Annotated in this window: 19 protein-coding genes; 6 read left to right on the plus strand and 13 right to left on the minus strand. The window is 45.5% G+C overall.

Annotation, left to right across the window (positions count from 1 at the left end; genetic code table 11):
* Positions 1-205: 205 nt before the first annotated feature.
* The gene (locus Q0418_RS09735) at positions 206-1528 is read right to left on the minus strand and encodes an ammonium transporter (RefSeq protein ID WP_298483941.1); all 1323 of its coding nucleotides are present in this window, start codon (positions 1526-1528) and stop codon (positions 206-208) included.
* 760 nt (positions 1529-2288) lie between these two features.
* Here Q0418_RS09735 and Q0418_RS09740 point away from each other — a divergent pair.
* Complete coding sequence (locus tag Q0418_RS09740) at positions 2289-3071, plus strand: A24 family peptidase (RefSeq protein ID WP_298483942.1); 783 nt, start codon at positions 2289-2291, stop codon at positions 3069-3071.
* Positions 3072-3130: 59 nt separating this feature from the next.
* Here the strand turns inward: Q0418_RS09740 and Q0418_RS09745 are convergent, their stop codons facing one another.
* The 12 genes from Q0418_RS09745 to Q0418_RS09800 form a co-directional block, all read right to left on the minus strand.
* Positions 3131-6880, minus strand: coding sequence for a type II secretion system protein (locus Q0418_RS09745; protein WP_298483943.1), 3750 nt, complete (start codon positions 6878-6880; stop codon positions 3131-3133).
* Between the two features lie 41 nt (positions 6881-6921).
* On the minus strand, positions 6922-7971 hold the full coding sequence (locus Q0418_RS09750) for a type IV pilus twitching motility protein PilT (protein ID WP_298483944.1): 1050 nt from the start codon (positions 7969-7971) through the stop codon (positions 6922-6924).
* A gap of 19 nt (positions 7972-7990) precedes the next feature.
* Positions 7991-9676, minus strand: coding sequence for an ATPase, T2SS/T4P/T4SS family (locus Q0418_RS09755; protein WP_317336593.1), 1686 nt, complete (start codon positions 9674-9676; stop codon positions 7991-7993).
* Positions 9677-9691: 15 nt separating this feature from the next.
* Positions 9692-10261: a PilW family protein gene (locus tag Q0418_RS09760; protein ID WP_298483946.1), complete on the minus strand. Its 570-nt coding sequence runs from the start codon at positions 10259-10261 to the stop codon at positions 9692-9694.
* Between the two features lie 14 nt (positions 10262-10275).
* Complete coding sequence (locus Q0418_RS09765; protein WP_298483947.1) at positions 10276-10548, minus strand: hypothetical protein; 273 nt, start codon at positions 10546-10548, stop codon at positions 10276-10278.
* A 15-nt stretch (positions 10549-10563) separates the two neighbouring features.
* On the minus strand, positions 10564-11073 hold the full coding sequence (locus Q0418_RS09770) for a hypothetical protein (protein ID WP_298483948.1): 510 nt from the start codon (positions 11071-11073) through the stop codon (positions 10564-10566).
* A 12-nt stretch (positions 11074-11085) separates the two neighbouring features.
* Entirely contained in the window at positions 11086-11871 is a 786-nt protein-coding gene (locus Q0418_RS09775) for a hypothetical protein (RefSeq protein WP_298483949.1), read from the minus strand.
* Positions 11868-12506: a hypothetical protein gene (locus Q0418_RS09780; protein ID WP_298483950.1), complete on the minus strand. Its 639-nt coding sequence runs from the start codon at positions 12504-12506 to the stop codon at positions 11868-11870. The genes Q0418_RS09775 and Q0418_RS09780 overlap by 4 nt, the downstream gene beginning before the upstream one ends.
* An 18-nt stretch (positions 12507-12524) precedes the next feature.
* The gene (pilM, locus tag Q0418_RS09785; RefSeq protein ID WP_298483951.1) at positions 12525-13430 is read right to left on the minus strand and encodes a type IV pilus biogenesis protein PilM; all 906 of its coding nucleotides are present in this window, start codon (positions 13428-13430) and stop codon (positions 12525-12527) included.
* 6 nt (positions 13431-13436) lie between these two features.
* Positions 13437-14681 carry a type II secretion system F family protein gene (locus Q0418_RS09790; protein ID WP_298483952.1) on the minus strand — a complete coding sequence of 415 codons (1245 nt, stop codon included), beginning with the start codon at positions 14679-14681 and terminating at the stop codon, positions 13437-13439.
* Between the two features lie 292 nt (positions 14682-14973).
* On the minus strand, positions 14974-15357 hold the full coding sequence (locus tag Q0418_RS09795; protein ID WP_298483953.1) for an endonuclease domain-containing protein: 384 nt from the start codon (positions 15355-15357) through the stop codon (positions 14974-14976).
* A 218-nt stretch (positions 15358-15575) separates the two neighbouring features.
* A complete protein-coding gene (locus tag Q0418_RS09800; protein ID WP_298483954.1) occupies positions 15576-16088 on the minus strand; it encodes a prepilin-type N-terminal cleavage/methylation domain-containing protein in 513 nt (170 codons plus the stop codon).
* Between the two features lie 1057 nt (positions 16089-17145).
* Between Q0418_RS09800 and Q0418_RS09805 the strand changes: the two genes are divergently transcribed.
* The 5 genes from Q0418_RS09805 (at position 17146) to mnmA (ending at position 23462) form a co-directional block, all read left to right on the plus strand.
* A complete protein-coding gene (locus Q0418_RS09805) occupies positions 17146-18228 on the plus strand; it encodes a GGDEF domain-containing protein (protein WP_298483955.1) in 1083 nt (360 codons plus the stop codon).
* A gap of 133 nt (positions 18229-18361) precedes the next feature.
* Positions 18362-18943 (plus strand): phosphate propanoyltransferase, encoded by a 582-nt coding sequence (gene pduL, locus Q0418_RS09810; protein ID WP_298483956.1) that lies wholly within the window; start codon positions 18362-18364, stop codon positions 18941-18943.
* Positions 18944-19036: 93 nt separating this feature from the next.
* The gene (locus Q0418_RS09815) at positions 19037-21178 is read left to right on the plus strand and encodes a cellulase family glycosylhydrolase (RefSeq protein WP_298483957.1); all 2142 of its coding nucleotides are present in this window, start codon (positions 19037-19039) and stop codon (positions 21176-21178) included.
* Between the two features lie 155 nt (positions 21179-21333).
* On the plus strand, positions 21334-21951 hold the full coding sequence (locus tag Q0418_RS09820; protein WP_298483958.1) for an AAA family ATPase: 618 nt from the start codon (positions 21334-21336) through the stop codon (positions 21949-21951).
* Positions 21952-22382: 431 nt separating this feature from the next.
* Positions 22383-23462 carry a tRNA 2-thiouridine(34) synthase MnmA gene (gene mnmA, locus Q0418_RS09825; protein WP_298483959.1) on the plus strand — a complete coding sequence of 360 codons (1080 nt, stop codon included), beginning with the start codon at positions 22383-22385 and terminating at the stop codon, positions 23460-23462.
* The last annotated feature ends 278 nt before the right edge of the window (positions 23463-23740 follow it).

Here is a 23740-nt window from a genome sequence, read left to right on the forward strand (position 1 = left end):
TCAACCATTTTATGAAATAACAGCAAATGAAAAGTCATCTGTCGAATCTCATTTCAAATTACAATGGTTAGCAAAAAAATTAAATCGGACTCTATATATAATTATCTTATGAAAACAGAGAAACCCCGCCTGTATTTACTGGATACAGACGGGGTCTCCCGAATTGCTTTTATCATGGATTTTGGAATTGTCAGATCAAATGACTTTATGCAGTCACGCCCTGCGCAACACCTTGATGCTCATGGGTTGCTTCCTCATAGTTTTCTTCCAGATAATCATAAGCATAGGTATTATGCTCGCTGATATCCATACCCAGAAGCTGATCTTCATCGGAAACACGCACGCCAATGGTGTGCTTCAGAATGACACAAGCCAGACCGATTACTGCAAAGACAAAGGCAAAGACGCAAACCTCACCCAACAGCTGGATGCCGAATTGCTTGAAGCCAGCCGTTGCGCCGAAGATACCAGGGGCAAGGACACCAAAGATACCGCTGATGAAGTGCAGGGAACCTGCGCCGCAGGCATCGTCGATGTGCAGCTTCTGATCCACAAGCTTTGCTGCGAAATAAACCACACATGCTGCCACGATGGCAATGATCGCAGTTGACCAGGGTGCCTGGGTATTTGCTGTAGTACAAATTGCAACCAGACCGGCAAGCATACCATTATAGGCTGCATCGACACTGGGTTTCTTATCCACAATCCAGGAGCAGAACAGACCTGCAAGACCGCCCACACCGCCGGCAATGGTAGAAGTAATGGCTGCATATGCAGCTGCATCATCGAAGCCCAGTTCAGAGCCCGGGTTGAAGCCATACCAGCCGAACCACAGGAAGATCGCACCCAGACCAAACAGGGATTCGTTATGGCCCTTGATAACGTTAGACGAACCGTCCTTGTTGTATTTGCCGATACGCGGACCAACCATTGCGGCGCAAACCAGTGCGGCAATACCGCCGATACCGTGAACTGCCAGTGTGCCGGCAAAGTCAACAAAGCCCAGGCTGGACAGCCAGCCGCCGCCCCAGATCCAGTGGCTTGCAATAGGATAGGCAATACCTGTCATGCATGCCGAAATGATCAGATAGCTGTTGAACTTGAAACGCTCTGCAACTGCACCGGAAATGATGGTTGCAGTAGCACCGCAGAATGCCAGCTGGAAGAAGAAATATACATAGGGATTGATCATGAGATCTACGCAGCTGGACCAGATGCCCATTTCTGCATTAAAAGGATTCAGGAAACCATTCGCGCCGAACAGTCCATGGAAATCATCACCGTACTGCAAGCCAAAGCCCAGCAGGAAGTAAACGGCAACACCCACGCAAAAATCCATCAGATTTTTCAGCCAAATATTCGACGTGTTTTTCGAACGGGTCATACCAGTCTCCAGCATGGCGAAGCCTGCCTGCATACTGAACACCAGTACTGCACATAAAAAGATAAATATGGAATTGCTGATATATGTCACTTTATCAGCTGCACCCAGGTTGCTCAAAGTTTCCATTGCTTGTGAAGCTGTCATAACAAACTCCTCCTCATCTTTAGTCACCAATTTTAACCACATTGCTATGAAACTCCCATGACTTCACGCAGTTTCATATGGTTCACAGAGATATCAGACAATCTGAATCTATACTTCTGAAACAGATCCACAAGTAATACAATTTTCTGTTGACCGGTCTGAACAGAAAGTCATATTCTTTTGTCCTTCCCTCTTGTGTGATAACATTATAAACCATAAAGCTGCTTTATAGTCAATAGAATGCAGCAACAACCGTGTAATTTAAGGTTTTTTCTTTTTTCAGCATCCATTGCAAAGTAAAAATTGAAAATTTGAGCTTCAAATTAACTGCACACGCTTTCCGGGCATTTTGTCACGATTAAAATCGCACTTTTTCTTTTAATAGCAAAGCAAAATAGTAGGTTTTTAATTCAAGTAGATAGACGCACTTTTGATTATTAAGAAAATGTGCCTCCTCCATGACAAACATGGAACAATATCGAAAACATTTCTGATTCATACGAATCTCTGATCAGTTCCATGAAAAGATTTGCCGACAGACATTCGCTGATCAAAGAAAACGTCCGCAGACTGGCTGGCTGTCGCCTGGCAAGGGCGTTTGACGACGAGCAGCGAGTGGATGGCGGTGAAGATTTTCATGGGTTTGGTCAGAGATTCGTATCAGGAAAAGGCTATGGTACAACAAAAACAGCACCATTCTTGACAAAAGAATTCAAAATATGCTACAATAAAAATGACAAATCATCTGGAGGAACAGAACATGTATTACTATTGCTATGTCATATTATACTGTGTCATATTTGCATTCGGCGCCGCCATCGGCAGTTTTCTGAATGTATGCATCTACCGTCTGCCAAAAGAAGAATCGCTCTGGAAGCAGAATTCCCACTGTATGACCTGCGGTACGCCCATTCAGAAGCGGGATTTGATCCCCATTTTCAGCTGGTGCAGGCTTCGCGGAAAATGCCGCAGCTGCGGTGCAAAGATTCCTTTTCGCTATACGCTGGTGGAAAGTCTGAATGCTGTGCTGTACGTCTTGGTCTTTGCCTGGTTTGATCCATTCGAACAGCCCATTCTGGCGATTCTGGTGTGTCTGTTGTTCTCGGCGCTGCTGGTGGTTTTTTTCATGGATCTGGACACGCAGCTCATTAACTTATATGTCATTGGTTTCATCGGGCTGTTGGGTATCGGCATTACCATTTACGATGTGATCACCGGCAGGGGCACATGGCTTTCCCACGGAATCGGTGCTGTTATCACATTTGTACCGCTGATCGCACTGGTGCTTCTCTCCGACGAACGTGCTATGGGACGTGGGGATGCATATCTGATGCTTGCGGCTGGTTTATTTCTCGGCGCAAAAGCGGTGGTAATTGCATTGTTCCTGGGACTGATCCTGGGCTGTATTTTTGGCATGGCACACAAAATGCGCACAGGCGATTCTAAATTCGCCTTTGGGCCGTATCTCTCCCTGGGCATTGCAGCAGCGGTGTTCTGCGGCGAGCCCCTTGCAGATCTGTACCTGCGAGTGTGCGGATTCTGATAAAAGTTACATAAAAATCCCGTTCCACGGTGCGATTCCGGGAACGGGATTTTTTTGCGTTATGATGCAGTATCGGCGGTAACGCCGTCTACATGAATGGTATAGTCTGTGAGTCCGCTGGACTTCCAGAAGTACCACTGATCGGATTTTGTGGAATAGTTACCGGCGCGTTGCAGCTTAACGGTACCGACTTTCACGGTGTAATTCTCAGACAGTGTGTAGCCTTCCTTCGGAGTAATGGTAAAGTAGCACACACCGCTGTCATTGAACAATGGAGAGGCGAAAGTGATGGTACACATCTCGGCGCTTTCTGCGTCAAGTCCTACGTTGAAGCCGTTTTCGCTGGCGGCGACGGGGTTGGCTGTTGTAGTTGTCGTTGTGGTGGTAGTAGTCGTGGTTATAATCCTTGTTGTTGTAGTTGTTAGGGTTGTCACTGCTGCATTTGGCTTTGTCCCATTCGACTTAATTGGACCAATAAAATCTGTAGACGTATATACTGTAACATCTGAATCCTGGAGCATCATAGTATCCATCGAAACATCATATACAAATCGAACAGATTCAATTTTGATGTTATTCCACACATCGCTAGCATAATAATTGTAGAATTTTATTTTGGCATCAGCAAAGGAAATTATATGATTAACATCATTGTCTGTAGAAAGTACAAAAGAAATTGTTGCTATATCTGCATTATTGTCACTTGTAAAATAAGTTTTAAAGTCTCCAGTGCTATTCCAACTATGGTATTCACTGTATCGGCAATTGAATGAACCACTTATCAACATATAGAAGTTAAATCCAGTATTCATATCTGTTGCATCTGAAACAGTAACCTCAATCTTGCTGGGAATTCGTGATTCATTTTCATTTGCATAGAAATAAGGAGAGATATCATACTCCTGATTAAATGAAAAGTTTTCAATGGTCAGCACTGCTGAATTCACATCTGTTATACTTTCAGTTGTTGTAGATGTCGTTTCAATCGTCGTGATTGTAGTCGTTGTTTCTGTTGTTGTCGCTGTGGATGTTGTCTCAGTGGTAGTTGTTGTGGTAGTGGTAGAAGTGGTAGTAGTTGTTTCAATAGCAGATGTCGATGTCGTATCGCTTGTTGTTTCTTCAACTGGAACAATACCTTCAACGTGAAGAGAAACATTCTCACTTAATGTGACATACCATCCATCAGATACACTTCCAGGACACGGATACTGTTTTCCATACTTATCATAGTTTGCATAAACCGTGACAGAATCATCAAATTTATAACCTGAAAGCGGCTCAATAGTGAAATAATAAGCACTTCCACTTACCTTATCAGGAATCAATCGGCAAACCTTTGCGCTTTCTTCATCCAAGGAAACAGTATATGTTGTCTCCTCAGTCGTAGATTCTTCCGTTTCAGAAGTACTGAGCGTTGTTTCAACAGTCTCTGCTGTTGTTTCTTCTGTCAGGCTCGATTCCGTTACATCTGGCACAACAACACTGGATTCCGTTGTGACAGTAGAAACTGTGGTAACCTCAGAAGTTTCAGACGAAACGAAGGAGGATTCTGTTGTGGAACTGGTTTCGGTAACAGGAACTGCAGTGGTAGTGGTTGTCGTTGTTGGTGTGGTGGTTACAGTTGTTGTTTCAGCTGTTTCCGGCGGTTCTGGCGCATTCAAAATCTCACAGATCACATCGTTTGCATTAACGCCCTCGCAGTACAAATGAATCAGTCTGTCCTGGTTGACAATACCATCAGTGCCATCCCAGCCATCGCAGTATGTTAAATAAAACTCTTGTGTGTTAGAGGAAAGACCGTTATATTTGACAATCTTGTAATCTTTGTCATAGACCACATAGTTCAAAGCCTTATTAAAATTAATGCCCATTCCGTAAGTTACGTCTTTTTCTTTTATGTTTGAAGCACTGATATAGTCACACTTTGTCCAGTCTAATGTGATATTTGTGTAATTATTGTTGCCGTTGATGGTGAGCATGGGAAGGTAGGATTCTGTTATCAATGTAGAGGTAATATTAGAGGTTCGATTCAGATTAATGGAAATTGTTGCACCCAGCTCGCCCAATGCTCCACCATAACTAAGTCGCATAAAAGGGTACAAATCCCAACTTAATTCAAAAACTACTTGAACTGTATTATCGTCTATTTTATTGTATGTATAATCTGGATATTGAAAACTACTGGTGTCATTATTGGCTTTTGCTGTATTGGAGACAGCATAATATACCCATGCATATTCTGGTTTCTTAAAATTGCTAATAACTGCATCTGCATCTACATTACTTAAAGTAATCGCCAATTCATCTCCAACAGAATAACCGCATTTCTCAAAATCCAAATACAAAACCTGTCGATATAATTTCTCACCTGGTTTTGCACCGGTAAGCCATTCAGAGTCCATCCAGTTGAAAACTTCATGCTTATATAATATTGTTGACAAATCAGAAGGAACAGTTCCGTTGTCCACATATATGGAGACGCTATCCTCTTCAGGATATGCTACTTGCAAATTATCCCCTGCATTCCAACCAGTAACAACAATCCAACCTCTACTTGAATCTTTTGAACCATTCTTTAATATAACACGATATGTTATCTCTGTATTATTCGACAAAGTTCCATCATCAGCCACAGAAATCACGTTATCATATTTTTCTTTAAAAGCTTCAACAGCTTTCGCCCCATCTGAATTAGGGTCACTATACTCCTGAAATGTTCCGTCAGCATCGGAAAAGATTACACTATACTTAATCCATCCATGTGCCGCCATGTCAATATCATTATCATAGACTTCATCACCATATGCATCATAACTAATGTAATTCAGGCAATCCTTATCAGTATTATCGCCAATGTAGATGTATACATTATGAGGATTATAACTGTCTTTTGCTTTTGAAGCGTCATATTGTTCACCTGTCCCCAAGCCATCATTTACATCCACATTTGGGAAAGCATAGTTTCCTTTTGCAATTTGTTTCCAACAATTTTTTTCCTCATCCCAGTTACCTTCGCCGTAGAGATTCTCTGTCCAAAGTTTACAGTAATAATCCAATCGAAATTGAATAAATTTAACACTATTGCATGCGTAATCAGTTGTATTGATAACAATTGTGCTATCAACTTTATAATGATCCGGAAACGTTGCATCATATCTAAAATCATTATCACTATTATCAGGATCAGCAAGCCAACCTTCCCAATCAGAATAAGACTTTACTCTCTCCTCCAGACCCTTCCATCCATTAATTTCTGTCGAGGTTACTGTCTGTGTGATAAGCGGATAATCCGCCGAATCCGCATAATTCGTCTTCAACAACACATCACAAGTCTCATCAGCTGTAACCGCATTATATCCATCACAATTCGCCGAGATTTTCACTTCCTGACTAGTGCCAGAAGAAACATTTTCATATTCCAGTGTGAAGTAATACACAATATTCGAATCCGTACTTGCATTGGTGATTTCATAAATTTTCTGATTTGCTGCTGCGCCCATTTCGGTACTAACATCTTTTACCCCCCGCGCCGCATCCGACCGCAGAATCGCCTCGGCATTCTCCTGCACTTCCTGCCAGTTCCAATACCGGCTCTGGGGGAGCTGGGTCTGCACCTCGCCCACCAGATTATCCAGCGCAGTCTGATAGTTCTGTATTTTTGCAGCCTGAACGTATGCGGCAATATTCGGTGCACAAAGCGCCGCAATAATCGCCATGATCGTCAGCACAACAATGAGCTCCACAAGAGAAAAACCCCGAATGAGCTTCGCCAAAGAAACGCCTCTTTTTCCTTTTTTCTTCCCTTTCATTGCTCTCACCTCTCAGAATGCCGAACCCGAAGCGGTTCGAATCAGCTTAACAAATCCAAAATTTCGTTCTTATTGTTCGATACCCGGATGGCATCATCCCGGCGAATGGTGCCAGCTCTGACCAGCCGTGCCAGGTCAGCATTCAACGTATGCATTCCCAGTGCTGCGCTGGACTGCATTACTGTGGACAGCTGGAAGCACTTGTTGTCACGGATCAGACTGCCTACCGCATCCGTTCCCACCAGAATCTCCGTTGCTGCAACACGTCCGCCTCCTGCTGCAAGGGGGATCAGCGCCTGGGTAATGACTCCTTTCAGGATCGTGGACAGCTGTGTCCGGATCTGGTTCTGGGCGTGAGGCGGACAGCTGTCGATGATACGATCCAGAGTTTGCGCCGCACCTGTGGTGTGCAGAGTGGACATAACCAAGTGACCTGTTTCTGCCGCAGTTACTGCCGCGGAGATTGTCTCATAGTCACGCATTTCTCCCACGAGAATTACATCCGGGTCTTCACGAAGAGAAGAACGCAGGGATGCTGCAAAACTCTTGGAATCCACACCGATCTCACGCTGGTGAATCACGGACATACCAGAATCGTAAACATATTCCACCGGGTCCTCGATAGTAATGATATGTTCCGCACGGTTCTTGTTGATGTAATCGATCATTGCCGAAAGCGTCGTGGACTTACCGCTTCCCGTAGGACCGGTCACCAGGATCAGACCACGGGGCTGGTCTGCCAGATCACGCAGTACCTTGGGCATTTTCAACTGTTCCAGGGTAGGAATTGTATTGTTCAGCAGACGAATTGTCGCTGCAATTTTCTTCATCTGGCGGAACACGTTAACACGCTGGCGGCAATAATCCGGTGTTTCGATGGCAAAGTCTGCATCATCACCGTTTTCCAGCTGTGCGATCTGCTCCTCGTTCATCATGGACAGGATCATTTCCCGAGTTTCGCTTGCTGGGAACGAAAAACCGCTGTCCACCAGTTGTCCGTGAATGCGGAACGAAACCGGCATTCCCTCGCTGATATGGATATCGGAGCACTTGCGCTCCCGGGCATTCATAATTAATTCATTCATTGTCATGGTGTTGTTCTTCCTTTCATTAGTCAGAATAATACGCGATCTTCATAACTTCTTCCGGCGTGGTAACGCCTTCTTTTACCAATTCAATGGCGCTTTCCATCAGATTTCTCATGCCTTGTGATTCTCTCGCATACTGTGTCATTTCCTCGCTGTCCGCGCCGTTTGCGATCATACGCTTGAGCTTTTTATCAATATAAACCATTTCATGTATGGAAATACGTCCTTTATAGCCGGTGTTATTGCACACCTTGCAGCCCTTGCCACGTGTGATCATGGGAATTCCCTCTCCCACAATGGCAATATCATCGGCAGTTGCCGGGGCTTCATATTTGCAGAACTGGCAGACTTTTCGTACCAGACGCTGGGCTACAACGCCCACAAGGGAATTGGAGATCAGATATGGTGCAACGCCCATATCCGCCAGACGGACAATGGACGAAATCGCATCGTTGGTATGCAGCGTGGAAACAACCAAGTGACCAGTGATTGCAGAACGAACGGAAATTTCAGCTGTTTCTGCGTCACGGGTCTCACCGATCATGATAATATCCGGGTCCTGACGGAGCAGCGCACGCAGACCAACTGCAAAGGTCATACCGGCAGCCACATTGACCGAAGTCTGAGTAATGCCAGGGAGATCTTTTTCCACCGGATCCTCGATGGTGGAGATATTCACCGGGCGCTGTGCCAGGTGCTGCAAAACCATGTACAGGGTGGTAGTTTTACCGGAACCCGTAGGACCGGTAATATAAATAATGCCGTTCGGTGCAGACATCATTTTCATGAGCATATTATAGGAATGGTCATTCATACCAAAGTGCCCGGCATGATCGATCTTTGTATCAGATACCAGATAACGCATAACGATTTTTTCGCCCTGGGTCGTGGGCAACACGGAGATACGCATACTGATATCAATGCCCTCCAGTACAGCATGAAAATTTCCATCCTGGGGAATTCGCTTTTCCGCAATATTCAGGTTGCTCATAATTTTAATACGGGCAACTATAGAGTTGTGCAGCGCTTTTTCCAGGGTGAGATACTGCACCATCTCGCCGTCAATACGCATACGAACCTGTGTAAAGTCCTTAAAAGGTTCAATGTGAATATCACTGGCATTTGTACTGTAACCCCGTACCAGCAGGGAGTTAATAAGCTTGATGATGGGCACATCGTCATCGGCATCATCAGCTGTCAGCTGCGGTACTTCGATATCTTCCGCAGAAATATTTGCCTTCTTCGCCGCCTGTTTGGTGCTGATCTCGGCATAGTAATATTCAATGGCTTTTCTGATTTTTCCCTCTTCACACAGAAATACTTCCAGAGGCATATCCACGATCTGCCGGATATCCTCCTGGGCATAAAAGTTCAGAGGGTCAGACATCACCAGCTGCAATCTGCCGTCAATTTCCGAAACCGGAATGACGCAGTATTTTTCGGCGATCTGCTTTGGAACTTTGGCAACGGTGTCCACGTTGACCTCGTACTCCTCCAGATTCACCATTTGCAGATCCAGTTTTTTCCCCAGCGCTTCCAGCACCTGGGTCTCTGTTACGAAACCCATTTCTTTCAGCAGTGCGCCAAACCGCATCTTTTTGCCGGTCTGCGATTTCTGATATTGCAGTGCCTGGTCAATTTGTTCCTGTGTAATATAGCCATATTCTTTCAGGACTTCACCAATTGGTAAATTCTGCAATGCTCTCACCTTTTTTCATTTGATTTATTCTAATCCTTCGATACATAAGCTTCCATCAGTTGCAACTTTGCTGTCATAATTTAGCCCTGATATATTTGGAGAATTTTTCAGTTCAATAATCCTCGAATCGGAATAATACACAGTACCGTTTCGTTCGATTTTAAGATTCACTTTAACTCGGTTTACGCCGCTTTCTTCCACAGTATAGCTTGCTTTATACGTTCCAAGTTTACAAACTTGATTTTCCGCAGTATGTCCTGTATCCGTATTGGAATATTTTAAAGTGGTTTCTGCATTCAAGTACTGTTTTCCTTCATCTTCTTTTAGAGATAATTGTACTTGATATGGATATGTTATCGTATAAGATTCTGAACTTTTGTAGATTTTTGTTGCATACTCCAGATTTCTCTCCAGCTGTTCCATTACCGCAATTCCTTTTTCCTGTGCTGTAAGAGTAATGACATTGCGACAGAAGATGCGCATGGCGTGCATGAGGATGCCAGATGATGTTGCAACCAGAACACCGATCAACACAACAGTAACAACTTCTTCCGCCAGCGTGAAGCCCTTTTGATTTTTGGAAAATTTCCTCATTGCGTCTCACTTCCTTACGACTGCGGACGATACTGCACAAAATCCTCAGAATATTGCTTTACTACGGTAAACGTTTCCGTGGAACCTTCAATTGCCACTGTCAAACCTGTCTCTGTACTTGTCATTTCCACAACAGCATTACTCCGTGCATGCTTCATTCTTGCACCGGAGTTCAAAAAGCTTGCACCGGTTGCGATGCCAGCCATGCCAATGGCAAAAGATGTGGAGATCATTGCAAATGCAACCACCACTTCTACCACCGTCATGCCCTTTTTGTTCGTTTTCACATCGCATCCCTCCGTTTATAAGTTGTAATATACCGCAGGCGTCCATGTTTCAGTTTCCGTGGGATTCGTCATTTTTGCACAAACCTCAGCCAATTCCAGAGCGTTGCCGCCAGGTGTATGCCGTGTCACTTTGGCAGTCAGATAAATCTCCCCGCTTATTCTGGCAGATGCCTCTGTGGAAGTATCTACCACAGAATGACTGATTGTAACAGTGCAAGTCCAGTTTTCTGCATTCGGGAACATAATCTTTACAGTTTCTGTAGAGTTGGATGTGCTGACATAGGGACTTTGGTATGATGTTCCATCTTCCAACACATCGCCTTCTCTTTGAATATCAGCCGAGATCAGTTCAATTGCTGATTCTGCATAGAGCTTCGCCTGATAGCGGTTGCTCTCCTCCTGCTCCCGGACATAATAGACCCTGCTGATGAAAATGATACCAGCAGAGATCAGAGAGATCATCAGCATCACCAGGACAGCCCAAAGCATTGCAGTACCTTTGAAACTGACACGTTTCTTTTTCATGTGCATCACCTGTTAAGCGCTTGCCGCAGCACCGGATTCACTTTCCGTTCCGGCGTCTTCTGCGGATTCCTCCTCAGAAACTTCCGCATCCGTCTGGAGCGGGCTCTCATACATATAAGCAGTAATGGTCATTGTAAAGCTGTAATAATCTGCAAATTTCTTCTCATCCTGGGGATTGGATTCATCGATCACTGCATTGGGGTCATCTATATTATTGAATGAATAGCTCGTGATTCCCAGGAAAGACACACGGTTGACAAAATTCAGCATCTGCACCATGTCCTCATAGTTTCCCTCCATGGAATACGTAAAATCACAGCGATACTCGCCGGTAGCTGTATAAGATGCCGCAGCAGCATCGCCCTCAGCCGCCGCACCAGGATTCTCCGCCGCCGATGCAACGGTATCCGGATTCGCCGTAATCAGATTGCCTTCCCCGTCTACGAAATATTCCATTGTCTCACCAATGGAGAGACTTGTCACCTTTACGCCGCACTCATTCATCACAAAGTTCAAAAACCGATCGATACGTTCACAGTCACTAAGGGGAAACAACCGCACAGTTTCTTCGCTGTTCTTTTTCTTCCACTCCTCAAGAGACTGCACATTCTGATCGTAGCTCTGACTCTGCTGCACCAACGCTTCGTATTGCTGTGTCAGCGTCTCGATCTGTTCCTTGGTTTCCGATGCTGTAGTAAGCATCGGACGAATCAGAAACTGGACAAAGCAGATGACCACCAATACAACACCCAGCACCGATAGCATAATCGCTTGTTTTCTGGTAATTTCCGTTGTCATTGTGCCACCTCCGTCGCCGGTTCCGTTGTTTCTTCATAAACATGTTCCACAAACACCGCGCTTATGGTATAGGTATACTCTGTATCTGAAAGCACATAGCCGGAATAGGAAATATCCGAAAAAATACCCAGCCGTGTGAGATTTGTCACAAAAAAAGAAACATACGTGCTGTTCGTTGAATTTGCCGTTATAGAAAGCACTACACCGTCATAAGAAAGTCCGGTAATCGTTGCCACCGTGATATCCTCCTGCGCTGTACTGTAAGTCTCACAGCTCAAAAGCTTTTCCGTCAGATCGTCAGAAAAATCATCGCAATAGGAACGGGAATGGTCGATCTCTTTGCGCACCTCTGCATAAGCATTCCCTGCTGTCCGCAGGGTACCGATATCAGCAGCCACAGCATTGGCGTTTGCAATTTTTTCCATCAATTCCGTGTCATTTGCCTTTTCCTGCAATGCGGCAACAATTTTGTCCTGTGTATGAACATAGATTTTTACACCGGCATAACTGCCGCCCAGAAGCAGCACTGCCACAATACCAATCACCGTGATCAATGCGCCTTTCTTTACAGTTTTTGCTTTTGGCGCAACCACGAGCGTATATAAGTTAATATCCTTTTTTGGCGTTTTCGCCATAGTCCTTCCCTCCCGTCCTTACTCTGAATAGCGGATCAGGCTACCCAGCAGAATCATAAAGTCAGCCGGGTTCATATGCTGCGGCAGAACAAGCTCTGTGGGGAGAAAATCCGGAAACGCACGAACCTGAACAGCGAAATTCTCCGAATACCGCGGAAACAGCTCTTCTGTTCCCGCCGGAAAACCGCAAAGGTAAATCTCGGTAATATCCGAGCCGGTCTGTTCCGACTTATTGAACTGAATGATGCTGTTGATATTTTGCCCCACTTCACGCTCAAAGCCGGGATCGGACGGGTCTGCCAGAATACGGCTGCGGCGCGTCATGATAAAGTCGTTGTTGGAGAACAAGCACTGCATGAGCATATTGCCATCCATAATAAATACGGTAAATGTCTTATCCTGAAGCGATTTCAGCCGCTTCATCATTTTAATGAGACAGTTCTGCACCAGATCAATGACCGAAAGCTCGATCTTTGCCTCTCTGAACAGTTCAATGTAACTGGTGATGAATTCTTTCGTGGAGAGCACCGCAAAGATACTACAGGAGCCGTCAGGATTCCGCGGATTGATGACGGAATAATCTACCAGTAAGTTCTGGATATTTTCCATTTCCCGGAACTCTGTTTTAATAAGACCCGGCACATTTTTAGGCGGTGTCTGGGGAATTTTCATGGGCTTTGTGACAATTGAGCTTCCATTTACCACCAGAGACACGGATTTGGAAGGCAAACTGTATTTTTTCCACATTTCCGACAGGGTGTTCTGGAGCGAATAGCTGTTCATGATAATGCCGTTGAGGATGCAGCCCTCCTCCAGTTCCTCCTGGTAGAAATTCTGCACCTGTATTTTATTTTTCGCATAGACGCCAGTAATCACCTGTATTTGATGATTGGAAATATATACATGAATGGAAACATCTTTCATGTGTTCTCATCTCCTTATCCAGTCCAGAATATGGGGCAGAATCGCCCGGATTGCCACGGTGTTTTCATCGATGTTGCCATACATAGAGTACATGGGCACAAGCACCGAGACCATAACGCCTGCAACGACAACGCCGAGAATACAGATCATCACCGGTTCGATGACAGACATCATGGATTTGATTGCCGCACTGGACTCATATTCATAGTCATCCGCTGTGGAAAGCAGCATGGAATCCAGCTTACCGGTCTCCTCCCCGACCTTAATTGTATCTCCCAGCTTGCTGTCGAAGCCGTCCATTGCCTTCACGGAATCCGAAAGGGGGTTACCGATGCGTATGCTTTTGATGCAGTCATCAAACTGGGAACGGAGATAGCTGTTGTTCACCGTATCCCGTGAGATCTGGAGTGCATTCAAAATGGAAAGACCACTGGTATAAAGTGACGCCAGCGTCCGGGAAAAACTTGCCGTATAGACAATGCGCACCAGACCGCCGATTTTCGGAAGGTGAACGATCATCCTATCGATTACGAGCCGAGATGCGGGATTGCGCATGATCATGATAAACAAAAAGACAAGGACAGCCACAGCGATAATGACAACATACCAGTAGTGGATCAGGAAATTACTCATGCCCATCATGATCCTTGTCATGAGGGGCAGTTCTGTGTCTGTGAACATATCGCCGAACATGGGGAGAATGACCGTGAACATAAGGATAATCACTGCAACCAAAAGAACCATCAGCACGATAGGATACGCAAGAGCACCCTTTACCTGAGACTTGATGCGCTGCTGTTTCTGGAAATGTTCCCCCATATTCATAAAGGTTTCGCCGATCTTACCGCTTGCCTCACCGGCACGAACCATACTGATGAGCAGTTCCGGAAAGACTTTTCCCTGGTCTGCCATAGCTTCGGAGAGTGCTTTTCCGTGCTTCAAATCTGTTGTCATTTCCGCAAAGCATTTTTTTGCAAATTTCGAAATACTGTCACGATTGGAAATGATGTTAAAGGATTGAATGACAGAGACGCCGGCTTCTAGCAGACTTCCCAGCTGACGGCAGAAGTCTGTCAGTTCCTTGGCTTTCAGCTTCGAGCCAAAAGATGTTTTGGAAGTCTGGGTATAATCCAGCAGAAAGAGATCTTTTTTCTTAAGTTCGTTCAGCAGTGCTTCTGGATCACTTGCGGTCATAACACCTCTAACAGTTTTTCCGCTGAGTGCTGTGGCACGGTATTTATAGTTTGGCAATGGTTTCTCACTCCCATGTTCAAGTTTTTGGATACCCCTCCACCGCCTGGCGGCGGTCCCCCTCCCCTTTCAGGGGAGGCTTTTGTGGAAGAGGATTTCGACTCCTCCACCGCCTGGCGGCGGTCCCCCTCCCCTTTCAGGGGAGGCTTTTGTGGAAGAGGATTTCGACTCCTCCACCGCCTGGCGGCGGTCCCCCTCTCCTTTCAGGGGAGGCTTTTGTGGAAGAAGATATCGACCCCTCCACCGCCTGGCGGCGGTCCCCCTCCCCCTTTAGGGGAGCTTTTTTAGACGATTACCTGTTTAATCTCGACATTATTTTTTCCTCAATTGCACGGCAAACACCTTCAAAATTTCGGTCGACCTCTACATTAGGAAAACGAAGCACTTCTAACTGATACTGTTCCAAAATTTCAGTGCGAATTTCATCATACTCTTCGCCGTCTTCAGTATAGTGCTGTGAGCCGTCCAGTTCAATGATCAGATGCGCCGCATGACAATAAAAATCTACAATATAACGTCCAATTACTCTTTGCTTATACCATTTTATTGGACAGGTTCGCAGGAAGTCATACCATAGATGTTTTTCCTGCTTTGTCATATTTTTTCGAAGTATGCGTGCATTTTCTTTTAGTTTTGCATTGTATCCGGTGTAATGATAATTTTTTTCAGATTCCATTGTTTTTACTTTCTCCGGGTTTACCCCTCCACCGCCTGGCGGCGGTCCCCCTCCCCTTTCAGGGGAGGCTTATTCAGCAAATTCGTGCCCCCAGAGCCTCCCCTGAAAGGGGAGGGGGACCATTGCGAAGCAATGGTGGAGGGGTTCCAGATACGCAACAAAGCACTCAGCACCCAATTGTGCTGAATGCTTTGTAAAATTTTCTTAACTGGTTAAGCTTAGCTTACAGAATATGTAGAGCCATTATAGGTAACAGTAGTGCCATCACTTACATAAGTTAATCCAGTAACTTTACCGCCTGCAATTGTTAAAGAAGTAACATCACCCGGAACTTCTGCAAGCAGTTCAATGGTATCAGCAATACCTTTCGCATCATTTGAAGTCGCTGTATGTCCTGTGCTACTAATTGAAGCAGCTGTATAGGCTTCAGGATTAGAATCTGTATAAATTGTAAGAGTTACAGCACTTCCAGTTGCTTTGCTGACATATTGACCATTTGGATCAGCAAAAGCAGAAGAAGCAATGGTCTGAGCAGCAGAAACAGCAGAAGATGCCTCATTCTTTATATTAGACTCTTTCGTCTGCTTGATATAACCAATCAAAGTCGGAACCAAAGCCGCAGCCAGAATCGCCATAATAACCAGTACAACGATCAGCTCAACGAGTGAGAAGCCCTTGCGGTTCTTCTTCTTTTTCTTCATGCTTGTCAAAACGTTCATCGGGGTTTTCATATAAAACTCCACCTTTCATAATAAATATAGTTTTAGTAAAATAGAATAAGTAAGATTCCAGAAGCACCCGCTTCTGCTGAAAAGCCGGCATCGCATCGGCGGGCTTCTGGAGAAGTACGGAAGAACTTATCAACGCTCTCTTCCGTGATTGCATATTTATTATAACATGCCAAAATTGTTTTGTCAATGGCTTTTGTACAGAATTTATGATTTACACAACATTGTTGCACTGATTTTGTGCATTTTTACTCTTGACAGGAAAACCTCTCTAAATTGCGTGATTTTTTCATTCCTGTTTTTTCTTTTTTTCGTCGATCTCAGCGAAAATGTGCTGGCTTTCAGAAGAATATGTCTTTTTTTCTTCCCTTTCCAAAAATAATTTCGTGTATCACAGAAGCATTTTAAAACGGCGGTGGATTTTTCTGGAAATTTATCGAGTGTACGAAAGCAATATCTTCCCCGACAAGTGCTTTTCCACTGCTTGACAAATATCGACAAAGCTGGTACAATATATCAGAACACACCGAATGCGGATAACGTATCAGGCGGTCGAATCCACGCTCCCGGAAGGGAGTGAATGCGCATGAATCTGGATGTTCTCTCCAAACTCATCAGCATTGTTTGTGATGTCTTTGTGGCATATCTTGCTTACTTAACGCACAATAAACGGAAATAACCGCCCCCAGAGCTCCAATCTTAGGACGGTTATTTCTTAACTATCTTTTATTTGGGAGCAGACCGCCTTTCGGTGTGTTCTGCTTTTCTATATTATACCCGATTTCGGCGGCGTTGTCAAGACTTCTTCCCATTGTTTTTCATGCCAATGTGGTGCAAAAAAATTTCTAAAAATATCCTGTGCTACGCTATTATGAGAATTGACAAAGCTCAAATTGCGTGATATAATATAAAATAGAACGACCGCAGAAAAACGAAGATTTCCGGGCGTGATTTTGTACACAAACGATGTAAAAATATATGATAACCCTTCGTGGAACGGTGTTCCCTGAAACCAACCCTTTGGAAGCCGAAAATGTTGCAGTAAAAAAGGAGAAATAGCATGGTGCGATGGTTTGTTGAATTGAATTTCCCTGCACTGATAATGCTTGGCTTTATGTCAGCCTTTCTGATGATGAACTCGATTTTTCAGAAAAAGATAAACAGGACTTTCGGACTGAGTCTTATCATAACCGTTATTGAAATGATCGTCTATTTCGCCGAACTCTGGGAGGTAGAATACGGCAGTTCCGCAGCTCTATGCATATTGTATTGTGCAGTGGGCTATGCAGTCCGACCGTTGATCATATACCTCTTTGTAAAGCTGTCGCTCCGCAATGATAACACCAGCCGTTTGTTCAGATTTCTGATACTGATCCCTATGTTCCTGAATGCGCTGGCTGCTTTTTCTGCATTTTTTACAGATATTGTCTATACATACAACGATGCAAATGAATTTGTAAGAGGCCCCTTGGGTTATTTTACGCACATCGTATGTATTTTTTACATGATATTGCTGCTGTTACTGACGGTGACCCGATTCTGCCGCAAAGACTATTCCGAAGGGCTTATCATATTTTTGATCGTGACTGTAAACATTATCGCAATGGTAATGGAATCATTCATGGGAATGTATGGTTCAAGCAGAACCGCATATGCCCTTTCCATCGTGTTCTATTACATGTTTTTCAGCGTGGAAAGCTTTAAACGCGATCCCCTGACGAATACGCTAAACCGCCGCTGCTTTTACATTGATTCGGAAAAGCATAAAGAAGATCTTACTGCTGTGGTTTCCATCGACCTCAATAATCTGAAAAAGATAAACGATACAGAAGGCCATGCAAAGGGGGATGAAGCCATCTGTGCGACCGTAAACGCCGTAGAAAAAGCGGTCCCCAAAGGATGCATGCTTTATCGCACAGGCGGCGATGAATTCATGATTTTGTGCATAAAAACAAAACAAAGCATTGTGCAAAAAATGCTGACAGATATCTGCATAGAAATGAAAAAAACACCTTACACTTGCGCTCTGGGCGCCGCATATACAAATGGGGAAGATTTTGACAGCTTATGTGCCAAAGCCGATTCCGAAATGTACAAGGATAAACAGAGGTATAAAGAGAAACAAAGATGTAAAACCGCATAACACAAAACCGCTGCTTTGCCCAGGCAGCGGTTTTTGTTGTATCGCAGTGAAAATCTTGGAAAGCCACTTGACGAATCCGGAAAAAAGTAGTACAATAAGAAAAGTAACATATATATTATTGGAGGTTATTGTCATGTCTGAGAAATTTATCGTGGAAACATCTGCGAGACACGTACATCTGACAGCGGAGGCTTTTGCAGTGCTGTTCGGCGAGGGTAAGGAACTGACAGTGAAGAAAATGCTGTCCCAGCCGGGTCAGTTCGCAAGTGAAGAGCGTGTGACCATCGTTGGCCCGAAGAAGGAACTGCCTAACGTTTCTATCCTTGGTCCGTTCCGCAGCGCAAACCAGGTCGAGCTGTCTGCAACAGATGCACGTTCCATCGGCATTGCTGCTCCCATCCGGGAATCCGGCGATGTGGCTGGTTCCGGCGCATGTAAGATCGTTGGACCGGCAGGCGAACTGGAGATCTCTGAGGGCGTGATCGTGGCAAAGCGTCACATTCATTTCACTCCTGAAGATGCTGAAAAGTTCGGTGTCAAGGATAAGGACGTTGTCTGGGTAAAGGTAGACACCGACGGCAGAAAGGCAATTCTGGGTGATGTGGTTTGCCGTGTTTCCCCGAGTTATGCAACTGCAATGCATATTGATACTGACGAATCTAATGCTATTAGTGCACCGCGTGACCTGATGGGCGAGATCGTTACAGTAGACTAAGCGTTTTTATGGAAAATAACGGCGGCTGCTATGGGGTGTATGCAGATGCTCCGGCAGCTGCCGTTTTTCTGTCAATGAAGGGAGATATCAAATATGAAGCATTGGAAAAAACTTGCAGCACTTCTGCTTGCCGGTGTTATGAGCGCATCGGTTTTCACAGGCTGCGGCAGCCAGAATAACGGCAGCAGTTCCCAGAAGGAAGAATCCTCCGCAGCAGAGACATCTGCCGAGGATTCTCAGGAAACAGAAGCACCGGAGACAACGGTCGAGACAACCACGGTGCATGTCAGCCCAGTGGAAACTGTTTCCTCCACCCTGGGAACGGAGATCACGGATATCAATGCCATTCTCGACCGGAGCAATGAGGATGCCAATAACTATAAAGCAAAGCTCAGTAACTTCATAGAAGAGGGCGATGTGGTACAGTCCTTTACCTTTATTGTGTATGCGGCAGACGGTTCTTCCAATCTGGGGAATTATAAAGGCGGCTATGGCGTTTCTGTTTCCAGCGACTGCGCCAGCGCTACAGACGAGGGCTGGTATCAGGCAACTGACTTTGAGCAGTCCCTGAACAGTTCCTATGCGGAGTTTACCTGGAATGTTCCCACGGAGATCCAGTCCTATATTGACCCCAACGGAGAGGTATTGTTCGGCCATTGGTGGAGCAATGTACAGCAAGTGAAGCTGTCAAGCATTGTCTGCACCTACACGCGCACCAAGGAAGTACCGGTGGATGGCACCAATTCCGTCAGCCCGGCGGCTACACTGAACTATAATAATGAAGCAGCCAAAACAGCAAAGATCCCCCTTTCTGATCTGATTGGCGAGGAAGATACGCTCCAGACTGTAACCTTTGATATCAGTGGCGGCGGTTCGCTGGGGAAATTCACTGGCGCATTTGGTGTGTCGGTGGATGAAAGTGCGGACTGCGCCACAGATAAGGGCTGGTATCAGAGCAAAAATGTCTGCATTTTTACGGATGCGTCCAGTCTGTCCCTGACATGGATTGTACCGGATGATGTGAAGGAAAGCATCGACAACGGCGGCGATATCATGCTTGGCTTCTGGTGGAGCGATCAGGCAAGCATTACCCTGAACAATGTCAGTGTACGTTACAGCAACAGCACGGGTACAACAACCCAGACAAAGCCGAAAACCGATGCCGCAGAAGCTTCCGGCAGTGCAGTACCATCTGTCTCCGGAGAAACGCCTACCAGTGAAGAAGTCAACGCTATGACCTCAGCGCAGATCGTAGAAAATATCAAGGTGGGCTGGAATCTGGGGAATACCCTGGACAGCTATAATACCAATTCCAGCGATACAGAGACCGGCTGGGGCAATCCGAAAACGACAAAGGCAATGTTCGAAGCAGTACAGGATGCCGGCTTCAATGCTGTGCGAATCCCTGTAACCTGGGGTGAACATATGGCCGCTGATGGTACCATTGAAGCGGACTGGATGGCTCGTGTCAAGGAGGTCGTGGATTATGCCTATGACTGCGGTCTGTACGTCATTCTGAATGTGCACCACGACGATTACCTCTGGCTGACGCCTACCAATGATAAGCTGGAAAATGACAAGGCAGTCCTGACGAATATCTGGAAACAGATCTGTGCAGAATTCCAGGATTATGACCACCGCCTGATTTTCGAGGGTATGAACGAACCTCGTGTGGTTGGCTCTGCGGAAGAATGGACTGGCGGTACGCAGGAATCCTATGATGTTATCAACCAGCTGTTCCAGGCATTTGTGGATACCGTCCGGGCATCCGGCGGCGCCAATACAGACCGTACCGTTATTGTGACAACCTACGCTCAGTCTGTGGAGAAAAAAGCTGTCAGTGGTTTGAAAGTACCTAATGATGACCATGTCATCGTCTCTCTGCACATTTATACGCCGTGGAAATTCTGCGGTCCGGAGGATAATCGTGCAGACTGGGGTTCCGATGCGGACAAGTCCGAGTTGGATACCACATTCCAGTACCTGGACGACACCTTTGTCAGCAAGGGTATTCCGGTGATTATTGACGAATGCGGTGCGGTCAATAAAAACGAAAACACCGCTGCACGTGCTGCATGGTACGGCTATTATATCAGCGCTGCCAAGAAACACGGCATCAAATGTTTCCTCTGGGATAACGGCGAAAAGGCAGACGGTTTCGCACTCTTCGACCGGAAAAATTGCACCTGGTACTACCCGGAGATCATTCAGGCAATTATGAATGCCGCTTCTTGATGTTGTGAAAGTTAACAAAAATAATTCGTAATATATGTGGAAAACGTAGAATTTCGCTAACAGGAGAAAAAATCGCTCTGGAAACGTGCAAAAAATCGTAAAGTATGCTATAATGGAAGAAAGCATTTTTTGAACCAAGAATGGAGGCATTTTAGATGAGTCATCGAATCATTACAATTGAAAGAGAATATGCAAGCGGCGGCCGTGAAATCGGCGAACTGGTGGCGCAGCGCCTGGGAATCCCGTGCTATAACCGGGAAATCCTGAAAATGGCATCGGAGCGCTGCAACGTTTCTATGGAATATCTGGAGACAGCAGAAGAGGCTGCACCGAAGAGCTTTTTGTATACACTGATGCTGACTTCCAGCCCCACACGCACCATTGAGGAAAATCTGCCCTTGTCAGATAAGGTATATATCATTGAAACGAATATCATCCGGGAACTGGCAGAAAAAGGTGACTGCGTCATTGTGGGCCGCTGTGCTAGCTATATCCTGCGTGATCTGGAGAACCTGTTCAATGTGTTTATCTATGCGGACACAAAGTCCCGCTCAGAGCGTGCTGTGAAGGAATATCAGGTCGACCCGCGCCGGGTGGAGGCAATGCTCCGCAAGACCGACAAGCGCCGTGAAACGTTTTACAGCATCAATACCGGCGGCAATTGGTACGACAAATCCAATTATGACCTGTGCCTGAACAGTGGTGCCCTGGGACTGGAACTGTGTGCAGAACTGATCGTGGACACGGTGAAGAAAACGATTTATCAGCAGTGAGAGACTTTATAATGCGAAATCCGGAAGCTCTGCTAAAATTCAGTCTTATATAAAGGAAAAGAGTATACCGGTAGACGTTTCTTGCTCCTATATAAATTATAAATCTAGTTAAGGCAATACCGCACAAAGATTGTGCGTCAAATGCGCCGTCAGATTTTTCGTCAGATGAAACAAAAAGCGCAGTGAATACTTTGTGTATTCACGAGCATTTTTGTGAAATATGACGGAAAATATGCAAGCATATGACGTGCAAAGCCGCCAGGCGCTCTTTGTGCGGTGTTGCCTTAAAATAACCGCCCTAAGCGAGTCGCTCAAGGCGGTTATTTTCGTTTCTTTCGTGCACCCTTGACAATCTGCGTGAACTTCGGTATACTTGTATTTGAGCAATAAAAGAATCACTGAAATAAATGACACTGTACAAGGAGGAACGTATGAAAAAAGCATTGATTGCCATGAGCGGCGGCGTAGACAGTTCTGTTGCAGCACTGCTCATGCAGCAAAAAGGCTATGACTGCGTAGGCGCAACCATGAAACTGTTTGAAAACGAACAGGCAGGTGTCAAGCGGGAAAAAACCTGCTGTTCTCTGGATGACGTAGAGGACGCCCGGAGCGTGGCATATGGTCTGCATATGCCCTATTATGTTTTCAACTTCACCGCTAATTTCGAAAAAGAAGTCATGGATCGGTTTGTCTCCGCATACCAGCGGGGCTGGACACCCAATCCCTGCATTGACTGCAATCGATATCTGAAATTTGAAAAGCTGTTCCTCCGCATGAAAGAAATGCAGATGGATACCATTGTCACCGGGCATTATGCAAGGGTGGCATATGACGAAGCAATCGGACGATATTTGCTCAAAAAAGGACTAGATCACAGCAAAGATCAGAGCTATGTCTTGTATAACCTAACCCAAGAGCAGCTGGCACATACACAATTCCCCGTAGGCGAACTGACCAAGCAGCAGGTACGGGAAATCGCAGAGGAAAACGGTTTTCTCAACGCCGACAAGCCTGACAGCCAGGACATCTGCTTTGTGCCGGACGGCGACTATGCCGCTTTCATTGAACGGTATACGGGAACAGTGCCCCAGCCGGGAAAGTTTCTGAATACTGCCGGAGAAACCATTGGCACTCACCGGGGCGTGATACACTACACCATCGGTCAGCGGCGTGGACTGGGAATCTCTGCAGCACATCCTCTGTATGTCTGCCGCATTTGTCCGGAAGAAAATACCGTCACCCTGGGCGGCAGCGAGGACTTGTTCACTCAGACACTGACGGCAGTTGATGTCAATCTCATCTCCTGCGATTCCCTGCCCCATCCCATCCAGGTACAGGCAAAGATACGCTACCGTCAGCCGGCACAACCTGCTACAGCCTGGCAGACCGAAGATGGCATCCTGCACGTGGAATTTGATGCGCCTCAGCGTGCCATTACCTGCGGACAGGCAGTGGTACTCTACGATGGGGATATCGTCATCGGCGGCGGAAGAATTGCTTCCACAAAATAAAACAAAGCCATATTCCGATGCATGAATCAAAAAAAGTCGGAATATGGCTTTTTGTACATAGAATGTATGTCGTGACACATTGATTTTGAAGAAAAATTATGCTATACTGGTATTAGCTTTTGAATAAGAATGAGGAATATCGGTATTGCCTGCGGCGATGGATTCAGATTAAATAATACATTGATTTATAATCTGCGAGCGAAGCGAACACCACCATTTCTATGGCAACACCGCACAAAGAGCGCCTTCCGGCTTTGCACGTCATATGCTTGCATCTT

Source organism: uncultured Ruminococcus sp., from assembly GCF_937915125.1.
Lineage (GTDB): Bacteria > Bacillota > Clostridia > Oscillospirales > Ruminococcaceae > Ruminococcus_C.

Bases quoted from the DNA above. Each gene is read 5' to 3' on its own strand.
- Q0418_RS09750 (WP_298483944.1), bottom strand. From the start codon at position 7,971: ATGACAATGAATGAATTAATTATGAATGCCCGGGAGCGCAAGTGCTCC.
- pilM (WP_298483951.1), bottom strand. From the start codon at position 13,430: ATGAAAGATGTTTCCATTCATGTATATATTTCCAATCATCAAATACAG.
- Q0418_RS09760 (WP_298483946.1), bottom strand. From the start codon at position 10,261: ATGAGGAAATTTTCCAAAAATCAAAAGGGCTTCACGCTGGCGGAAGAA.
- Q0418_RS09780 (WP_298483950.1), bottom strand. From the start codon at position 12,506: ATGGCGAAAACGCCAAAAAAGGATATTAACTTATATACGCTCGTGGTT.
- mnmA (WP_298483959.1), top strand. From the start codon at position 22,383: ATGAAAAAAGCATTGATTGCCATGAGCGGCGGCGTAGACAGTTCTGTT.
- Q0418_RS09745 (WP_298483943.1), bottom strand. From the start codon at position 6,880: ATGAAAGGGAAGAAAAAAGGAAAAAGAGGCGTTTCTTTGGCGAAGCTC.
- Q0418_RS09770 (WP_298483948.1), bottom strand. From the start codon at position 11,073: ATGAAAAAGAAACGTGTCAGTTTCAAAGGTACTGCAATGCTTTGGGCT.
- Q0418_RS09740 (WP_298483942.1), top strand. From the start codon at position 2,289: ATGTATTACTATTGCTATGTCATATTATACTGTGTCATATTTGCATTC.
- Q0418_RS09735 (WP_298483941.1), bottom strand. From the start codon at position 1,528: ATGACAGCTTCACAAGCAATGGAAACTTTGAGCAACCTGGGTGCAGCT.
- Q0418_RS09775 (WP_298483949.1), bottom strand. From the start codon at position 11,871: ATGACAACGGAAATTACCAGAAAACAAGCGATTATGCTATCGGTGCTG.
- Q0418_RS09815 (WP_298483957.1), top strand. From the start codon at position 19,037: ATGAAGCATTGGAAAAAACTTGCAGCACTTCTGCTTGCCGGTGTTATG.
- Q0418_RS09800 (WP_298483954.1), bottom strand. From the start codon at position 16,088: ATGAAAACCCCGATGAACGTTTTGACAAGCATGAAGAAAAAGAAGAAG.
- Q0418_RS09795 (WP_298483953.1), bottom strand. From the start codon at position 15,357: ATGGAATCTGAAAAAAATTATCATTACACCGGATACAATGCAAAACTA.
- pduL (WP_298483956.1), top strand. From the start codon at position 18,362: ATGTCTGAGAAATTTATCGTGGAAACATCTGCGAGACACGTACATCTG.
- Q0418_RS09805 (WP_298483955.1), top strand. From the start codon at position 17,146: ATGGTGCGATGGTTTGTTGAATTGAATTTCCCTGCACTGATAATGCTT.
- Q0418_RS09820 (WP_298483958.1), top strand. From the start codon at position 21,334: ATGAGTCATCGAATCATTACAATTGAAAGAGAATATGCAAGCGGCGGC.